This is a genomic window from Vibrio sp. TAP-3B (genome assembly GCF_057784735.1).
This window is the reverse complement of the sequence record NZ_CM173495.1, coordinates 746436-762048: the sequence shown is the minus strand read 5'-3', so window position 1 is coordinate 762048 and position 15613 is coordinate 746436. Positions and strand designations below refer to the sequence as shown.

Annotated in this window: 16 protein-coding genes and 1 pseudogene; 2 read left to right on the top strand and 15 right to left on the bottom strand. The window is 43.8% G+C overall.

Annotation, left to right across the window (positions count from 1 at the left end; all coding sequences use genetic code 11):
- Nucleotides 1–205: 205 nt before the first annotated feature.
- From AC3D28_RS03680 to AC3D28_RS03615, 14 genes and pseudogenes are all read right to left on the bottom strand, one after another.
- A complete protein-coding gene (locus AC3D28_RS03680) occupies nucleotides 206–1462 on the bottom strand; it encodes a cytosine permease (protein ID WP_488535574.1) in 1257 nt (418 codons plus the stop codon).
- 101 nt (nucleotides 1463–1563) lie between these two features.
- On the bottom strand, nucleotides 1564–1956 hold the full coding sequence (locus AC3D28_RS03675) for an allophanate hydrolase-related protein (protein WP_098415691.1): 393 nt from the start codon (nucleotides 1954–1956) through the stop codon (nucleotides 1564–1566).
- A gap of 46 nt (nucleotides 1957–2002) precedes the next feature.
- Nucleotides 2003–2953: a carbamate kinase gene (locus AC3D28_RS03670; protein WP_488535573.1), complete on the bottom strand. Its 951-nt coding sequence runs from the start codon at nucleotides 2951–2953 to the stop codon at nucleotides 2003–2005.
- Nucleotides 2950–4377, bottom strand: a complete 1428-nt coding sequence (locus AC3D28_RS03665) for a YlbE family protein (RefSeq protein WP_488535572.1) — start codon at nucleotides 4375–4377, stop codon at nucleotides 2950–2952. The genes AC3D28_RS03670 and AC3D28_RS03665 overlap by 4 nt, the downstream gene beginning before the upstream one ends.
- Before the next feature lie 11 nt (nucleotides 4378–4388).
- On the bottom strand, nucleotides 4389–5933 hold the full coding sequence (gene fdrA / locus AC3D28_RS03660) for an acyl-CoA synthetase FdrA (RefSeq protein ID WP_488535571.1): 1545 nt from the start codon (nucleotides 5931–5933) through the stop codon (nucleotides 4389–4391).
- Between the two features lie 59 nt (nucleotides 5934–5992).
- A complete protein-coding gene (locus AC3D28_RS03655; protein ID WP_488535570.1) occupies nucleotides 5993–6862 on the bottom strand; it encodes an oxamate carbamoyltransferase subunit AllH family protein in 870 nt (289 codons plus the stop codon).
- A gap of 13 nt (nucleotides 6863–6875) precedes the next feature.
- Nucleotides 6876–7538, bottom strand: a complete 663-nt coding sequence (locus AC3D28_RS03650) for a cysteine hydrolase family protein (RefSeq protein WP_098415696.1) — start codon at nucleotides 7536–7538, stop codon at nucleotides 6876–6878.
- Between the two features lie 362 nt (nucleotides 7539–7900).
- Nucleotides 7901–8803, bottom strand: coding sequence for a LysR substrate-binding domain-containing protein (locus tag AC3D28_RS03645; RefSeq protein ID WP_098415697.1), 903 nt, complete (start codon nucleotides 8801–8803; stop codon nucleotides 7901–7903).
- Between the two features lie 253 nt (nucleotides 8804–9056).
- Nucleotides 9057–9248 carry a hypothetical protein gene (locus AC3D28_RS03640; RefSeq protein WP_098415918.1) on the bottom strand — a complete coding sequence of 64 codons (192 nt, stop codon included), beginning with the start codon at nucleotides 9246–9248 and terminating at the stop codon, nucleotides 9057–9059.
- Between the two features lie 374 nt (nucleotides 9249–9622).
- Complete coding sequence (locus AC3D28_RS03635) at nucleotides 9623–10420, bottom strand: SDR family NAD(P)-dependent oxidoreductase (RefSeq protein WP_488535569.1); 798 nt, start codon at nucleotides 10418–10420, stop codon at nucleotides 9623–9625.
- Between the two features lie 231 nt (nucleotides 10421–10651).
- Nucleotides 10652–11149 carry a nucleoside deaminase gene (locus AC3D28_RS03630; RefSeq protein WP_488535568.1) on the bottom strand — a complete coding sequence of 166 codons (498 nt, stop codon included), beginning with the start codon at nucleotides 11147–11149 and terminating at the stop codon, nucleotides 10652–10654.
- A gap of 66 nt (nucleotides 11150–11215) precedes the next feature.
- Nucleotides 11216–12352, bottom strand: a pseudogene (locus AC3D28_RS03625) (ISAs1 family transposase).
- A 585-nt stretch (nucleotides 12353–12937) separates the two neighbouring features.
- Nucleotides 12938–13111, bottom strand: a complete 174-nt coding sequence (locus AC3D28_RS03620; RefSeq protein ID WP_488536041.1) for a hypothetical protein — start codon at nucleotides 13109–13111, stop codon at nucleotides 12938–12940.
- Nucleotides 13112–13317: 206 nt separating this feature from the next.
- Nucleotides 13318–13410, bottom strand: a complete 93-nt coding sequence (locus AC3D28_RS03615) for a hypothetical protein (protein ID WP_488536040.1) — start codon at nucleotides 13408–13410, stop codon at nucleotides 13318–13320.
- Nucleotides 13411–13763: 353 nt separating this feature from the next.
- Between AC3D28_RS03615 and AC3D28_RS03610 the strand changes: the two genes are divergently transcribed.
- Together AC3D28_RS03610 and AC3D28_RS03605 are read left to right on the top strand one after the other, a co-directional pair.
- Nucleotides 13764–13985, top strand: coding sequence for a TA system antitoxin ParD family protein (locus tag AC3D28_RS03610; protein WP_488535567.1), 222 nt, complete (start codon nucleotides 13764–13766; stop codon nucleotides 13983–13985).
- Nucleotides 13978–14268, top strand: a complete 291-nt coding sequence (locus AC3D28_RS03605; RefSeq protein WP_488535566.1) for a type II toxin-antitoxin system RelE/ParE family toxin — start codon at nucleotides 13978–13980, stop codon at nucleotides 14266–14268. The genes AC3D28_RS03610 and AC3D28_RS03605 overlap by 8 nt, the downstream gene beginning before the upstream one ends.
- Nucleotides 14269–14989: 721 nt before the next feature.
- Here the strand turns inward: AC3D28_RS03605 and AC3D28_RS03600 are convergent.
- Nucleotides 14990–15538, bottom strand: a complete 549-nt coding sequence (locus tag AC3D28_RS03600; RefSeq protein WP_488535565.1) for a cysteine hydrolase family protein — start codon at nucleotides 15536–15538, stop codon at nucleotides 14990–14992.
- Nucleotides 15539–15613 lie beyond the last annotated feature (75 nt).

The following is a 15613-nucleotide window of genomic DNA, read 5'->3' as shown; positions in this document are numbered from 1 at the left end:
AATGGCGGAGAATTTCCGAAGGATTTGATGATGAGATCGTGTAATAACACACTTTCGAAGGATGAGTTGCCTTGGCTCACAGGGTTTGTCACGAGTTTTAATTAAGAATATTAGCTATTCACATTATTGTCGCACCTGCAAACCAAGTCACTCTTACTATAAGACACCTTGAAGTCATTGACGCATACAAGGTGGATTAAAGCTTTTATCTCGCGTTTTTAGGCGTTGCCATGCTTTTCACACCATTACGGCATAGTAAAAAGTACCCCAGTGATGCCATCAGAATTGAGTCCAGTGATGGGATGCCCGTTAGTGTAAACATGTCATTAACGGTCGCAAAGCCAACCAAAGAGCCGATTCCCCACGCGACGAATGTCATTGGCTTGATTGCCTTTTCCGTTTCAAGCAGAGCTTGGTCGTAGCCTTCGCGGCGATTCATAAAGAAATCTGCGATATAAATACCCGCAATAGGTGGCGTCGCAATTCCTAGGAATAGTAGGAAAGGAATAAACCACGCCATGATCTCCATGCTGCCGAGTACCGTTGCTAATAGGCCTAATGCGACGGTGATCTTCCACTTAGGAATTTTACTTAACAGTGTCGATACCACTAATGTGCCTTGGAACATATTACCGGCGTTACCAGTGATACAAGCAAATACCAGTAAGACAGCAGCAGGAAGCGTCGTTCCAATCACCGCCATGGCGCCGAGCAATGAGCCCTCAGAAGTAAGCGAGCTAGGTACTGCGCCGACAAAGAACAGCACTGGATAGGCCAAGCCAAAGGTTAATACACCGGCAATCGCTGCGTGCTTGCGATTATGAACAAAGCTACCGAAATCTGGCGCAGTCGCGACTAACACGATAATCGTCCCGACAACTGAAGAGACTGCCGCACCGAATGGGAGTTGACCCAGTTTCTCTGTTGCGACTACATCGCTGCCTGTCGCCAGGAACAACACCACAAACATAAGAACAACAATCACAGGCACGGCCACTTTAGACACTTTGCCCAGTATTTCAAAACCAAACGCCGTGGAAGCAACAAAAATAACACAACCAATGGCGACTAATACCGGGATCGGCACAGACACACCAAAACTACCCAATACATCATGAACACTGTGACCAAACATATTGGCCGTAACGGCAATCCAACCAAATAAGCTGATCGCCATGATCACGTTAATGGCGATGGCTCCTTGATTACCAAAAGAAAACTTTACGATACCGTAAGTCGGCAACCGTGCTTTTTGGCCGATAGAAATGTTGATCACCGCCAGAACCGTTAAGATAATACTCCCGATAGCAATAATTAACGCGGCGTTGCCCAGTTCAAGCTGGCTACCCAAACTCGAAGAAGCCAACAGCACAGGGGTAATCAGGATACCCAGTAGAATCATGGCAATCTGAATACCAGAAGCGGTAGTCGGAGCGTCATCACTTTTTCTATTATTACTCATAATTCAAAACCTTTTGTTCGATTTTTATTATTGTTTCCAGTCATCTCAATGTAGGGACTAGCGATGAAGCTAACGAGATGACTGGAATCAGATGATGGAAGTTAGCTCAATGTTTGCGTGTATTTGCGCCAACCACCGGTATGGGTAATTTCTTGTTGGCCCTCAACTAAGCAAGGTTCGCCAAGTACGCCGAGTATCTCGCTGCCATCGGCTAAAATGACTTTACCAATCGAGAGACCCGCAGGTTCATTGCTCAGTACCGTCGCAAAAGCGTCCATTGGTAGTGACCAGATTTCTAAATCGACAGAGTTGTTCTCTTCGGTGGTACGAATCATTGCTGGGTGATCATCATTGATTGACCACAATCTATAATGCTTATCGGTGACATCTTCACGCACGAATTCTGCCCCAACGTTAATTAAGTTAGGATTAAGTTTTAAGCCACGCATTAGTGTGCCGTTTACTGCTAGTAGCGTCGTTTGTGTTGTTGACATGGTGCTCTCCAAAAAAGCCCAGCGCACTGGGCAAAATAAAATCAAATTACTGACGAATCCAAGTGCCTGTTGTACCGTCAAGCGCTTGTGAAAGTGTGTTAGCTTGGGTGATTAAACCTGCGCCTTGTGGGTTTGAAGCGATAAATTTCAATAATGCTTCAACCTTTGGCTTCATCGAGCCTTCTCCAAACTGACCTTCATCACACAACGTCTGTGCTTGCGCAGGCGTTAAGTTATCAAGCCATTGCTCATCTGGTTGCCCAAAGTTAATCGCGACTTTTTCGACCCCTGTCGGAATGATTAGCATGTCTGCCTTGAGCTTTTCGGCCAATAATGCGGAAGCAACGTCTTTATCAATCACAGCCTCAAGACCCGTGAGATTGCCTTGAGCATCGCGCTCTACCGGAATACCGCCGCCGCCACAAGCAACCACTAAAGCACCGCTTGCGACTAAGTTTTCAATGCTTGAAAGCTCGACAATCTCAAGAGGTTGTGGACTTGCGACACAACGACGCCAACCGCGTCCAGAATCTTCCATAATGCTCCAACCTAAGGTTTCAGCATTTTTTTCTGCCACTTCTTGACTCATAAACGAACCAATAGGTTTATTAGGCTGAGCGAAGGCGGCATCGTTTGGGTCCACACACGTTTGTGTGACTAAAGACACCACTGGGCGTGAAAGATTACGGCGATTCAATTCGTTGGCTAAGGCTTTTTGGAACATATAACCAATGGCACCTTGGGTATCGCCTACCGCGTAATCAACCGGTACGGGTGACACTTCATGTTCCGCCAACTCTGAGCGGCGAAGAATGAAACCGACTTGAGGGCCGTTACCGTGTGTAATCACTAAGTCCCAGCCACGCTCAATCATATCAACCAAATAACCGACGTTTTGCTCAACGGTATGGTATTGATCGTTAATCGAGCAGTGCTCGTTATCATCAATTAACGCATTGCCACCAAAAGCGATGACAGCTAAAGGACGTTTACTCATAGTGATTCCTCTGTATTACGTTGAGCGTCTAATGCACGCAGTGCATCAACAAAACATTGCATTGGCGCGCTCGTAATCCCGGCACCAATTTGGCCAATACCCGCCTGTTTATGAGCGATACCCGTATTGATGATTGGGAGCACGCCGCTATCTGCGACTTTACGTGCATCGACCCCAGCAGCAGTGGGAGCAAAGTTCAGTGCAGGCAAGGTAAAGGCAGGATTATTGCCAATCGTAATCGTCTGCATTGAGCGGCTGTTATTAGTGGCATCGTCTGGCGTACCACCAACAAACTTGACGATTGCAGGAGAAGAAGCCATCGCAAAACCACCAACACCGGCGGTTTCCGTAATCGCACTGTCGCCTAAGTCTGCCGCGGCATCTTCGACGCTAAAGCCAGGAAAGAACAACCCATTAACTGGATTGGCTGGCGCCTGGAACCACTGGTTGCCCGTCCCAGAAAGTTGAATGCCGAAGTTAACGCCATTTCGTGCCATTACGGTCACCATGGTGCTATTCGCTACGCCTTCAGCGGCTTTCAACATGCTTTTGCACGCCGCCATTGAAAGGTTGAGGAAAAAGTGATCGTTACCAGTGATAAAACCGATCACGCGTTCAAGCTGACTTGGCTCAAGCTTTGCCGACAACAACGCTGGAAGCAGTTGCTTCAACAATAACCCTGTGGCAGCCGCGTTACGGTTATGAACTTCATCGCCCATGTGCAGCGCTTGCGCCATAATTGGCTTAAGCTCTAGGCCAGTCATTTGGCGTACTGCCGCTTTCATCGCTTGCGCAAGCTCAGTTCCCATCCATTCAAGACGTTCAATCACATCGCGGTTATTGGCACCAAAACGCAGAACTTTACCTAGCCCTTCGTTAAAGTTGGAAAAGACGCGCTCAGTGCCCGTTTCAGTTTGGTTTTCGACCACCCAAACTGGCATTGAACGACTGATGATCCCCGCCATCGGACCGACGGCATCATAGTGATGACAAGGTTCAAAAACGACCTCTCCAGAGTCGATCATAGCTTGCGCTTGTTCGATGTCTTCGGCCCATTTTTCAAATACAATCGCACCAAGAATCGCGCCTTGTACTGGTCCACACATATCAGCCCACGCAATCGGTGGCCCCGCATGTAGGATCAGTTTGCGCTCCGCTAAGGTGGGAATCGCTTCACCCGCTAACATCACATCAACAAGTGTTGGTTGGGCGGCTAAGTAACGCCCCATCGCGATCTGGTTCGCTTGCTCAATATCAACCGCATTGGTCAGCTCAGCAAGCGCTAAGCCTCCTGCCATGTCACCATTTGCCGGCGGCTGCCAATTCAGGGCAATCGCGGTGCCGCCTGCACGGTCTATATTGGTTGCAAAGCTGGTTAAACCAGCGTTAAGGACCGTCAGTTTTTGATTGAATAAAGCTTTCATTCTGCTCTTCCTTATTGATTTTGCTGGTTAATGATAAGTGTTGCGAACTCTGCTGCTTGAGCGTTGCAGTCAGCAATGATGACACCTTGCTCAGTTAACATTTGGCTGATTAGTTCACGTGATTGGGGATCAGAATCCGTACCACAGACATGCGCAATGAATACCGGAAGCTGGCCTTGCTCTTTTTTCAGCCCTTCAATCACTGCAATCAACTCGTCTAGTGGCTGCTCCGATGCGCCGTAACCCAACACCACGTCAAATAGCACGACGGCGGTTTGTGGATCGCGAGCTTCTTGAATAATGCGTTGGTTGCGCAGTGTCGGGTCAATCATTGGGTGCGGACGACCTTGAGTAAATTCATCGTCTCCTAAATCAACAATGGTGTGACCCTGACTTTCCCAAATGTTATTTAATGAGTGGTAGGCGGTCACCGGCGTATTGGAATACCCCGTAATGTCTGCCTTATCGCAAATTAACTGAGCTTCAAAACAGAAGGTACCACCAGCAAAAACACCACGAACATAACGCTGCTCTGCGTTCAAAGCTTCGGCATGGGCAAGCACGGTACTTTTGGTGGTTGGTGGGATGCTTTCAGGCGCATTAACGGTTTGATCATTCAGTAGTGCAACCGCGACTTCAGCGGAATGTGCTAATGTCTCCGCTGAGTAAACGCCATCGCGCTGAATATGCTCGTCTGATGCACCAAGGAAGTGCACCACCACAGGCTTCACTGTCGACTGGGCCACTTTTATAATACGCTCGGCAATCTCTTGTGCTGGCGGTTTTGATATCAGCACAATAACGCGGGTTTGCTCATCTTCAATTAATGCTTGTAAGCCCGTCAACATTGAAATACCACCGACCTCTTGGTGCAAATCGTGACCACCGGTTCCTAATGCTTGAGAGATACCAGCGCCTAGTTGGTGTACGCGACACGTTGCTTCTTGTAATCCGGTCCCCGACGCAGCAACGATACCGATCTCACCTTGGCGAACCACGTTTGCAAAACCCAATGGCGTACCATTAATGATGGCGGTACCACAATCCGGCCCCATGACGATGAGGTTTTTCTTTTGTGCTAATTGTTTAATTTTCAGCTCATCCTGTAATGGCACATTGTCACTGAACATCATGACGTTAAGGCCAAGGTTGAGCGCTTTGATGGCTTCCGCTGCCGCGTATTCACCAGGGACTGAAATCAGTGCTAAATTCGCGTCTGGATTTTGCTCTAAACCTAAAGCGAAGCTCGTTAGAGGCTGAACAAAATCGCTTTTGCTGCTCGCTTCGTTGCTATGTGATGTCAGCTGTTCTTCCGCTAACGCGATCGCTTCATCGCACGCTGCCTCTTCACCTTTTACCGCAATCACTAAATCGTTTGGTTTCGCACTAATGTCAGAACCAAAGCCTGCATCAGCCATGCGGCTCAAGTTAGCTTCGGTGCCCATGACAACCGACGCATCTTCAATTCCGTCGAGTTTATTTAATTGTGCTGATAACTGCATCAAAGAGACTGAGTCCTGATACATATTTTCAAATGCTTTATATTTAACTGTCATAAATAACCACTTTTATTGGCATCAATAATAGATCAATAACTAATTAGGCATACGATTGACTAATATTGATTGAGTTGTAATTGATGAGCTCCAAATAAAATACCCGAAACAATGTCACAGCCGGAGCTAGAACCTATTTCAAGTACATTATGTAATGCTTTTTCCACTTCACTCTCTAAAGTGGAAGTAAAAATTGAATAAACTAACCATAAAACGGGTTGGGAAAGGTCGCCTTTACTCGCTTGCTGCAAATAATGAAGACTCACCTCGTTTGTCTTCTGCCAGTTTGACTGACATGACTTAACCATCGTAGATAACACCACAGAACAGGTATGGCTTAACTCTGCAAATTCTTTGCTTACGTAAGTAAGTAAAGCAAACACACCGCATATAAAATCATCGCCAGATGGTGTTAACCCCTGCCCTTTCCCAATATTCTCTGTAATTAACTCAGGCTCAGAAAATAAGTCAAAATTGAAATAAAGTGCTTTCTCTCTTAAGTATTCAAGATGGCTTTTAATATTTAAGTTATCACTTTCATTTTTATTTATATGTTGCGTAAAACAACTTTCTAAATAACGGATGTTATTAAGTAACCGTTTTTCTTGATACTCTCTCGGCTTCGGTGGATGGCACCACCATTTCGCGCTTCGGCTATCAATCGTGAGTAGAGGCTGAGCCTCAAAACGCAAAATACCGCCACGATAATAGACCCTATCCTTCGCTTGACATTGTTTAAAGATAGGCTGACTTGCCATTGCTACCTTTAACCCACAAGGCGTATTTGGCAGAGAAAGATCAAGTAAGGAAACCCATGGTGCAGTTGGGTCATTGGTGACAATGTTGATGGCTTTATCAAACACACTGTGAATATAGCCATCAAACGCCTGTACTGGGTATAGGTTCCCTTTATCGTGAGCGAATAACATCGCTAATTAACGATTATTTAATCGCTTCCATGATCGATTTTGAGTTTGATACCCAACCAAAAATACCACCTTGTGCTTTGATCATATCTAGGGCGTATTTTTGGAAATCTGGGAAGTAAGAACCGACACAATCTTCAGGAATGATGCATTCATAGCCGCGGTCGTTCGCTTCACGAACGGTTGTGGTAACACACACTTCTGTCGTGACACCACAAACGATCAGCGTTTTGATGTTACGATTTTGTAGAATTAAGTGAAGATCCGTTTGATAGAATGCGCCCTTACCAGGTTTGTCGATGATCGGCTCACCAGCGATTGGGTATAGTTCAGGAATAATGTCATGACCTTGTTCGCCACGGATCAGAATTCGACCTTTCGGTCCCATTTCACCGATGAATGTCTTACCACCACGCGTTAGCTTCGCCGCTGGGCAGTCCGTTAGATCAGCACGATGGCCTTCGCGAGTGTGAATGACCGTCAGGCCAGCTTCACGGGCCGCTTCAACAACGGCCATGCACGGCTCAATTGCAGTACGTACCAATGAGACATCATTACCAAGTGCTTCACCAAAGCCACCGGGTTCAACGAAATCACGCTGCATGTCGATCATGACAAGAGCTGTTGTTTTAGGATCAAATTCTAGGGCAAAGGGTTCAGCATTAAATGACTTAATCATAACTATCATACCTTTTGTTATTAGTGTTTATTGACGCTCTTTTGCGTACGTAAGGAGTGTATAGTGGCGGTGAGAACAAAAAAAGTGAGAAAATAAGGGCTCAATCATCAAAATAATTGACCAATCAATAGAGGGGTAAGACCTGTATCACATCAACCACACGGTTGCTGGTGATAACACTACAAATAGTAAAGCCCACTGATAACTCAACGAAGTTTTTGCATCAAATCATCAAAATTTCGCGTCATTTTAGTGCCAAAAGTGAGAGCTTGGTTGGACAACCACCGCAGAAAGCAACACTTAACGTAAATGGGCTTTTACTAGTGAGCGAGATAGTTAGTTAATTGGTACGCTCATCTATACTAGCTATGCCAATTGAACTTATGTTCATTCTTAATCAGATAGTCGACACACCATTCCAGCACGGGGCTTTCGCGCTGAGCATGCCAAGCATAAAACAGTTGCGTCGGTTGCTTATGCTCTATGATGGCTTTTTTCAGTACCTTACCTTGGTTGAGCTGTTCTTTAATCCGATGGTGAGGGATATAACCAATCCCAATGCCGTCCTCAATCATTTGAGTTGCCGTGGTTAATTCAGGAGCGTAGATCATGGTTTGCCCAGTAAGTGACCATGAGATTCGTGGTGATATATGTTGCGAGGTATCGCGAACCACCACGACCGGATAGCCGCGCAGTTCTTCGGTGGTCAGAGTGCCCACATGAGAAGCTAACGGGTGGGTTTGGCCAACAATAAAATCCCACTCGACAAGGCCGATGGCATGATAAACAATACCTTCCAATTTAGGCGGGGAGTTTGGCGCACCGATAACCAGATCAGCACGACGTCCATACAGAGCATCCCAACAGCCATTATACACTTCGGTTTTGATCCCTATTTGTGTCGCAGGGAAGTGTTGGTTGAGTTGACTCACCAGCTCGGTAATGCCTCGGCGATTAATAATATTGTTGATCGCAATATCAAACGAGACATCGACACCACGGCTAATCATGGTGCTGTTACGTACCAGCTCTTCAAACGAATCTAACATCCAGCGGCTTTGTTCAATAAAGTAATGCCCCGCTGGCGTTAACCTCACTTGTCGCCCCGTACGGTCGAACAAAGTAAAGCCAAGCTCTTGCTCGAGCTTCTTCACCGTATAGCTTACCGCGGAAGGTACTCGGTTTAACCGCTCAGCAGCGACGGCAAAACTGCCAGAATGGGCAATGATATGAATAGTTTTTAACGACTCTTTCGATAATGGCATAGCAACAATCACAATATAATAATCGTCTCTAATATACCTAAATTCTAGAAAAATTGCTTTCAAGTTTATCAATAGTGATAATAAATTACACAGTGCGGGTCGAGGGTATGATTGGTAGTCGCGCCATTAACCTGATAACTCTCTATTAAAAGAGGAGCCGGAAATGCTTTTCTTGGAGAGAAGGAGAAAATCTAACAACCAAATAAAGTGGTGTCACTTCACTTGGTTCTTAGTGTTGACCTGACGATAGATATTATTTTGTATTTGTTGTGGGTATAGGGGATAGCAGAGCTTCCAACTCTTCTGGGGTGAGTATGTCTCTGACGCTTAGCATTCTGCGCTCGTCATCGAGTGCTATTTTGGTATGATTAAGTAAGTACCTTTTTTGCATTGGTGTTAAGTCTTTGAGCGACTCAATCAGAGCCCTAAAATGGTGATTGTTCATTGCCATACTTTCCCCCAAGTTTAAGCCTTTTAATTTGTTTTATTCCATGTTTTCAGTAAGCAAAGATGTGTTGACTATTGGCTGCGCCAGCTGAATATTAACTATAGTTACATCTCGACGATTTGCCGCAGTATTCTCTTTATCTTTTCTTGGACTTTGATGTAACGGTCGATATACATTTATTGACGATCAAACCGTCGTTACTCAAGCAGCATTAATAAATGGAGGGATACGGAATAAGTGACGCCGTAACGCAGGAGGGGAAACTTGAGTTAGGGCAACTTGTGGCATTCCCCTATATTGAATATACCAATAAAAGGGTTAATCCCTCACTGATTGAGTGACATCACAAGTTGCCTCAGGCCTTTATCTAATTAGAAGCTGACTTTATCTTCATCAAAGTAATAACGTGCTGGCGCGATATCCATACCGCCAGTCACAGGCAAACAGACCCCAGTAATGAAGCTAGCAGTATCACTTGCTAAAAAATTCACCGCATGAGCGATATCTTCTGGTTCTCCCATCCGTTTGATCGGTTGAGTAGATAAAAAGTTATCGATGAACTCGTCGTTTAGATTCTCTTTGACTGCATTCGTCGCAATCATCCCGGGTAATACGGCGTTACAGCGTATATTATATTTAGCGTATTGAATTGCGATTTGACGAGTCATATGGTTAATCGCATTTTTAGCCGTACCATATGAAATACTGGACATTTCTGCACTCAATGAAGAGAGAGACGAGATGTTCACGATACTTCCTGCTCCACTCTTAACCATATGTGGCACCACGCATTTGACCGGAATAAAAACACTGTTAATATTTGCCAACATGTTTTTTTCCCAGTCTTCCGTTTCGGTATGAGCGAGGTCACGATCTTTCTTCAGATCCACACCACCGAAATTATTGACAAGAATGTCTACTTTTCCTTCCTGATTAATGACTTGCTCTATCATTGGTGGATAGGTAGTCTTATCAAAAGCGTTAAAAAATAGACTGTAGGCAGTCCCGCCACGCCGATTAATTTCTTCAACGGTTTGCTCAGCAAGTTTTTTGTCCCAATCGGCAACAAACACTGTCGCCCCGCTTTGGGCGAGGTTTAATGAACATGCTTTACCAATACCATCGGCACCCGCGAGGATTAAAGCAACTTTATTGTTTAACGTTGTCATTAGCTCTCCCTATATGTTGTCTGAAGGTCGAAAACCATTGTTTCATATACTATAAATATTTTCACCTCTATGGACCAACGTTGTCACCGATGGAGCTAACAGCACTTTAATTTCTCAAAAAAATAAACAAACACGCCCTTTATAATAAAGATCGCGTTTGAAAAAATGGTTGTATGATTAGCTTCTCAGCTATGAGGACCACCTTCCCTAATACTTCGTTATGCCACAGAATTAACCATCGTTTTTTGTTTCATTCAATTGACGAAACTCAGCCCAAATTTTTGCACAATCGTCACGATTGTCCTCAATATGGACCATATTTAATGTCGATGTGTCACTGCCGTCTAAATAATCTCTTAGCTGCTGATCTGAAAAACCATGCTTGGCCGCGTCTAAGTGGGTAGATGCGTAGTAACATGTTTTTATCCCTGCCCATAGCATCACCGACACGCACATTGGGCATGGTTCGCATGTCGCATACATCACACAATCTGACAGGTCTAAGGTATCCAGCTTCTTACACGCTTCACGCACCGCAACCATCTCTGCATGACCAGAAATATCCATGTCTTTGAGCACCGTATTGGCAACTGAACAAACAACCTCTCCATTTCGTGTTAGAGTCGCACCGAAAGGTCCCCCAGTGCCTTCACGCATACCTTCAATAGTGGCATCGCACGCGAAGTGAAAGTACTTATCCATATCTTTGTTTTCTTTTAAGTTACACATGATATTTCTCCGTCTTACAAATAATATGAGTAAGGTTGATTTAGGCATTTGTACGAGCACCAACCACTAAAAATTAAGGCTCGCAAGAACCTTCAACAAGTACTCTGAATCCATCGCACACATCGCTCTTTTATGTTCAATACTCGCTTTCAAAGTCGTCTCACTCTTCAGCATGTTTAAACACATCTGTCTGATCCTTGCGAAGTTCTCAGCACTCTCTTCCGCTCGTTTTCGGCAAGCGTCTTCGCCAAATGTCGTATCTAGACTCCAGTGCATCGACTCAACTAACCAATGTGAACGCGTTGAATCTAACAATTTCTTAGCATTTAAATCCTTCGAACTAATGTAGTATCTCCCCTTGATTTCTGACTCTTTCGCCACGGCTTTTTCTTGTCTTACCGAAACGACGATACCCATTGTTTTTAGCTCTGGCCAATCCAACTCTAAGTCACCTAAAACACTCAAATCTGTGTTCGTTAATGCCAACCTGGTTTCTTGTCTGCCACGTGATTTTTCTTGTGTGCTGTAAGAATCACCATCATGGTTTTGTAGCATGCTCATCTCGAAATAATTATCGAATGCTTGCTCTAAACGACCTTGATTGCCTTTCACCGCCAACAAATAATCTGCGTTTTTATTTAGTACTTTATGAGCAATTTTCTTTTGGCATCCCATCGCATCAATAGTGACCAAACAGCCTGAAATATCAAGCAGCTCGAGCAACTCTGGGATAGCAGTGATTTCGTTGCTCTTTTCGTAAACTTTATGTTGCCCAAGACTTACGCCATTTTTAGTCGCAAATGCGTTCACCATGTGGATTGCGCCAAGACCGCGAGAGTCATCATAAAAGCCTCTAACGGTTTTACCGTCAATGGTAATGACTTCTCCTTTTGTTAGTTCACAGCAATCCTTCATCCATTCAATAAAGCATTTTTGTAGACGAGTCGCGTTAATCATTCCCATCGCTCTGGCTATGGTCGATGTGGAAGGCACACCATGACTAAAATCGCCAAATCACTTCAAGAAACCCAACCTAGCTTCACCATATAAACTCATCGCTTTCCAGTCATCTTGGCCAGAAAGTACAGCGAAAATTGTTAACAGAATGATATCAGTTAACTTGTATTCGACTTTGCCTTGTTGTCGGTAATCTGGAATGATATCGAAACGCATAAAATGCATAAATGGGTGCTGGTTACTCATTGTTGGACCTCCAATTTGTTTATGGAGGTATTAAAAACACTGAAAATGATCTACAAATCGATCTTTGACCAATTAACTTTTATGTGATGGTGACAACTCATGATATTCAAAAATTGAGAGCTCACTACACTACGAAGCCTTTAAACATGGGCATGTTCGTGAATTTTCCCTAATACCTAAACCACCGCATACCACCTTAATCACTAAATTCAACGCATAATAAAAATGCCACGCGTTGCAAATCGCTCTTAAACAGTTTGTTATGCGGTTGCTCGCAAACTTCAATTTTATCGTATTCTTACACAAAATAAGCAACAAAGCGCACAATTCAAAATTACTCCGAGCACTAAAATATCAGCACCAATACTGGTAATGATAAGAAGTAAGTTTATGGCAGTAAAACACACACCTACTGGAATCGTGCACAAGGGACAAAAAGGAGGTACTACTGGATGTGGATTTGACACGAAGAAAGAAGCATCTCATTGGACAGATTCACACAGTAAAATCACATGCGACAAGAACGGTTGCAAAAACTAAATAGATTTAACGGGCTAGTTTGCATTTGCTAGCCCTTTTGACTTCTTACCGCTGGTGACCCCCACAAAAAGTAGATAGTACATAACTACATACTTTCGTACTCAACGGGACTGACTTGTCCCAACGCTGAGTGTCTTCTTCTTCGATTGTAAAAACCTCTATGTATTCGAAGATGCCCATTCGGGCTTCTTCGATAGTTTGATAATCTTCTGCGTAGATTAACTCGACCTTCAGTCGACTAAAGAACTACTCCATCACCGCATTGTCCCAACAATTACCCTGACGGCTCATGCTCGGTACTCCTCCGTGCTTTCGCATGAAGTCCTGATACTTGTAAGCTCTATATTGTACACCTCGGTCTGAATGGACTAAGACGCCTTTCGGCAGCTTACATGACTTAGACGCTATTCTGAAAGCATTAGTGATCAGCTGCTCGGTCTGGTATCTAATGACCAAACCACGATCCGTCTTGAGTGAAAGTCTAAGACCGTTGCTAGATACAGCCAACGGCTCTTCACCCAGATGTAAGTGATATCTGTGACTGAAATGGCAAACAAAACCGTTTGAAAGTTAATACGTGGTTTCTGAAAAACGAAAACTTGGGCAAAGCTCTAGACGAAAATAACGCAGAAATTTAGCCCTAAACTTCTACTTTGGCTGCGTTTTTCTCGTTGGCAACTAACGCCGCGTTAAGTAGTGAGCAACACCACCACCCTGCCTAAACCATTGTGCCGTAAACACTAAATTCAAAGCAAACCAAAAATGCCGAGCGTTGGGAATCCGTCTTAAACGCTTTTTATGGCGCAACTCGCAACGCCAGTAGCAATATGCTACAATTGTATTGTTAGTTAACTATATTAGGAGAAACATCATGGCGACTGCAAGTGTACGTATTGATCAAGAGCTTTTTGATAAGGCCTCGATTATGGCTAAAGCATTAAATCGTACGACACCAAAACAAATTGAGCACTGGGCAAAAATTGGGGAAATGATGGAAGACAACCCTGATTTACCCTATGAGTTTGTAAAACAAGCGATTATTGCAAAAGCAGAGAAAGAGGCTGGTAAATTAGAGGCTTACACCTTTGACTAAGATTACCAATATCCTGCAAACACCGACCTTTAAGAAAGCAGTTAAGAGGCTACATAAAAACCAGAAAATGGACTTAGATAACGCTATTCGAGAACTGCTGAAAGATCCATATGTTGGCGAACAAAAAAAAGGCGACCTTTCATTTTTGCGAGTACATAAGTTCAAGATGGTCAAACAGTTAACTTTACTTGGTTATAGCTATGAATATGGAACTATGACCTTAGAACTGATGGCGCTAGGTTCTCACGAAAACTTTTACCGTGACATAAAAAAAACCTATTAACGAGTATGCTGGTACCAGCATACTCCCCTTTTTACTTCTATTCTAAAAATCTAGTTAGCGCCTGAGCCATAACGCCTTGTTAAGGGGTGAAGCACGCAACACCGATGCTACCGCATACCGCCTTAACCACTAAAACCAACGCATAGTAAAAATGCCACGCGTTGCGAATCCGTCTTAAAGCGTTTGTTATGTGAATAAACTTAAGTCAGTATCCGATGTCAAGAATCAAAAACAACGTAAGCAAGAAAGTAGACCAGTACCATATACTCGCACGCCATTGACGAACTATTAGCACTTGATATAGGAAAGCAAAAAATAAAGCCAACTCTAAGAGAAACTGAAAAGGTAATATCAGAAATCCGTAAGCTAATCCGTATAGCGAAGCCTCTCCTGCTCTCCCATCACTACTCACCATACTTTCTATAAAATGCTCAAAAAACAAGTAAATAGAATGGTTTACCGTTAATAAAACTAAAACAATATTCACTATGCTCATGCTCCAAAACTTCAGTTTGAAACATTATTAAGATCGAATCAGACGCTATCTAGCATCAAATATTAAAAACTCGACGTTAACCTCAATTTTGTTCACATAACGCCCAATTAAGGTGTGAAGCACGCGACCACTACACTTAATTTGACCACTTTAAACACTGAACTTAACCCAAACCAAAAATGCCAAGCGTGCTGAATCACTCTTAAATTGTTTGTTATATGCGTGCTACAATGAAGCAACCAAAGCATTTGTTGAAACCACTTGAGCAAACGGAACACTAAGCGCCGCCATATAAGCAGCCTGGACGTCAGAAGCCAAGACTTGCTTACCGTCAAACTCCAAGCTCTTTGTTGCACAACCATCTGATATAACAGTGCATTTATAACCCAAATCAAATGCTGCTCTTGTCGTTGTATCAATACACATATGTGTCATTGCACCGCAGATTACAAGCTCATCAACCCCTTGTGAGTTAAGAAGTTCATTTAAATTAGTTTCTCTAAATGAACTAGGATAATTTTTAACAATCACTGGCTCACTCTCCATCGGCTCAACTAGTTCGTGTATTTTGCAACCAAAGGTATTTGGTATGAAGAAGGTTGCACCTTCACGCGTTGCTATGTGCTGAATATGAAAAACTGGTAACTCTTGCTCTCGAAAGTAAGAAAGCAGTCGAGCACAATTGCGAGCTGCATCTTCCATGCCCTCCAATTTCATAGCACCACCTAAGAAGTAGTCGTTCTGTATATCAATTAGCAATAATCCTTTACTCATAATTTTTCCTAGCCTATTTACTGATTTATAGTTGAAAGCATATAACGCCTTGTTAAGGGGTGAGCGACGCAATAC

Bases quoted from the DNA above. Each gene is read 5' to 3' on its own strand.
- AC3D28_RS03680 (WP_488535574.1), bottom strand. From the start codon at position 1,462: ATGAGTAATAATAGAAAAAGTGATGACGCTCCGACTACCGCTTCTGGT.
- AC3D28_RS03675 (WP_098415691.1), bottom strand. From the start codon at position 1,956: ATGTCAACAACACAAACGACGCTACTAGCAGTAAACGGCACACTAATG.
- AC3D28_RS03670 (WP_488535573.1), bottom strand. From the start codon at position 2,953: ATGAGTAAACGTCCTTTAGCTGTCATCGCTTTTGGTGGCAATGCGTTA.
- AC3D28_RS03665 (WP_488535572.1), bottom strand. From the start codon at position 4,377: ATGAAAGCTTTATTCAATCAAAAACTGACGGTCCTTAACGCTGGTTTA.
- fdrA (WP_488535571.1), bottom strand. From the start codon at position 5,933: ATGACAGTTAAATATAAAGCATTTGAAAATATGTATCAGGACTCAGTC.
- AC3D28_RS03655 (WP_488535570.1), bottom strand. From the start codon at position 6,862: ATGTTATTCGCTCACGATAAAGGGAACCTATACCCAGTACAGGCGTTT.
- AC3D28_RS03650 (WP_098415696.1), bottom strand. From the start codon at position 7,538: ATGATTAAGTCATTTAATGCTGAACCCTTTGCCCTAGAATTTGATCCT.
- AC3D28_RS03645 (WP_098415697.1), bottom strand. From the start codon at position 8,803: ATGCCATTATCGAAAGAGTCGTTAAAAACTATTCATATCATTGCCCAT.
- AC3D28_RS03640 (WP_098415918.1), bottom strand. From the start codon at position 9,248: ATGAACAATCACCATTTTAGGGCTCTGATTGAGTCGCTCAAAGACTTA.
- AC3D28_RS03635 (WP_488535569.1), bottom strand. From the start codon at position 10,420: ATGACAACGTTAAACAATAAAGTTGCTTTAATCCTCGCGGGTGCCGAT.
- AC3D28_RS03630 (WP_488535568.1), bottom strand. From the start codon at position 11,149: ATGTGTAACTTAAAAGAAAACAAAGATATGGATAAGTACTTTCACTTC.
- AC3D28_RS03610 (WP_488535567.1), top strand. From the start codon at position 13,764: ATGGCGACTGCAAGTGTACGTATTGATCAAGAGCTTTTTGATAAGGCC.
- AC3D28_RS03600 (WP_488535565.1), bottom strand. From the start codon at position 15,538: ATGAGTAAAGGATTATTGCTAATTGATATACAGAACGACTACTTCTTA.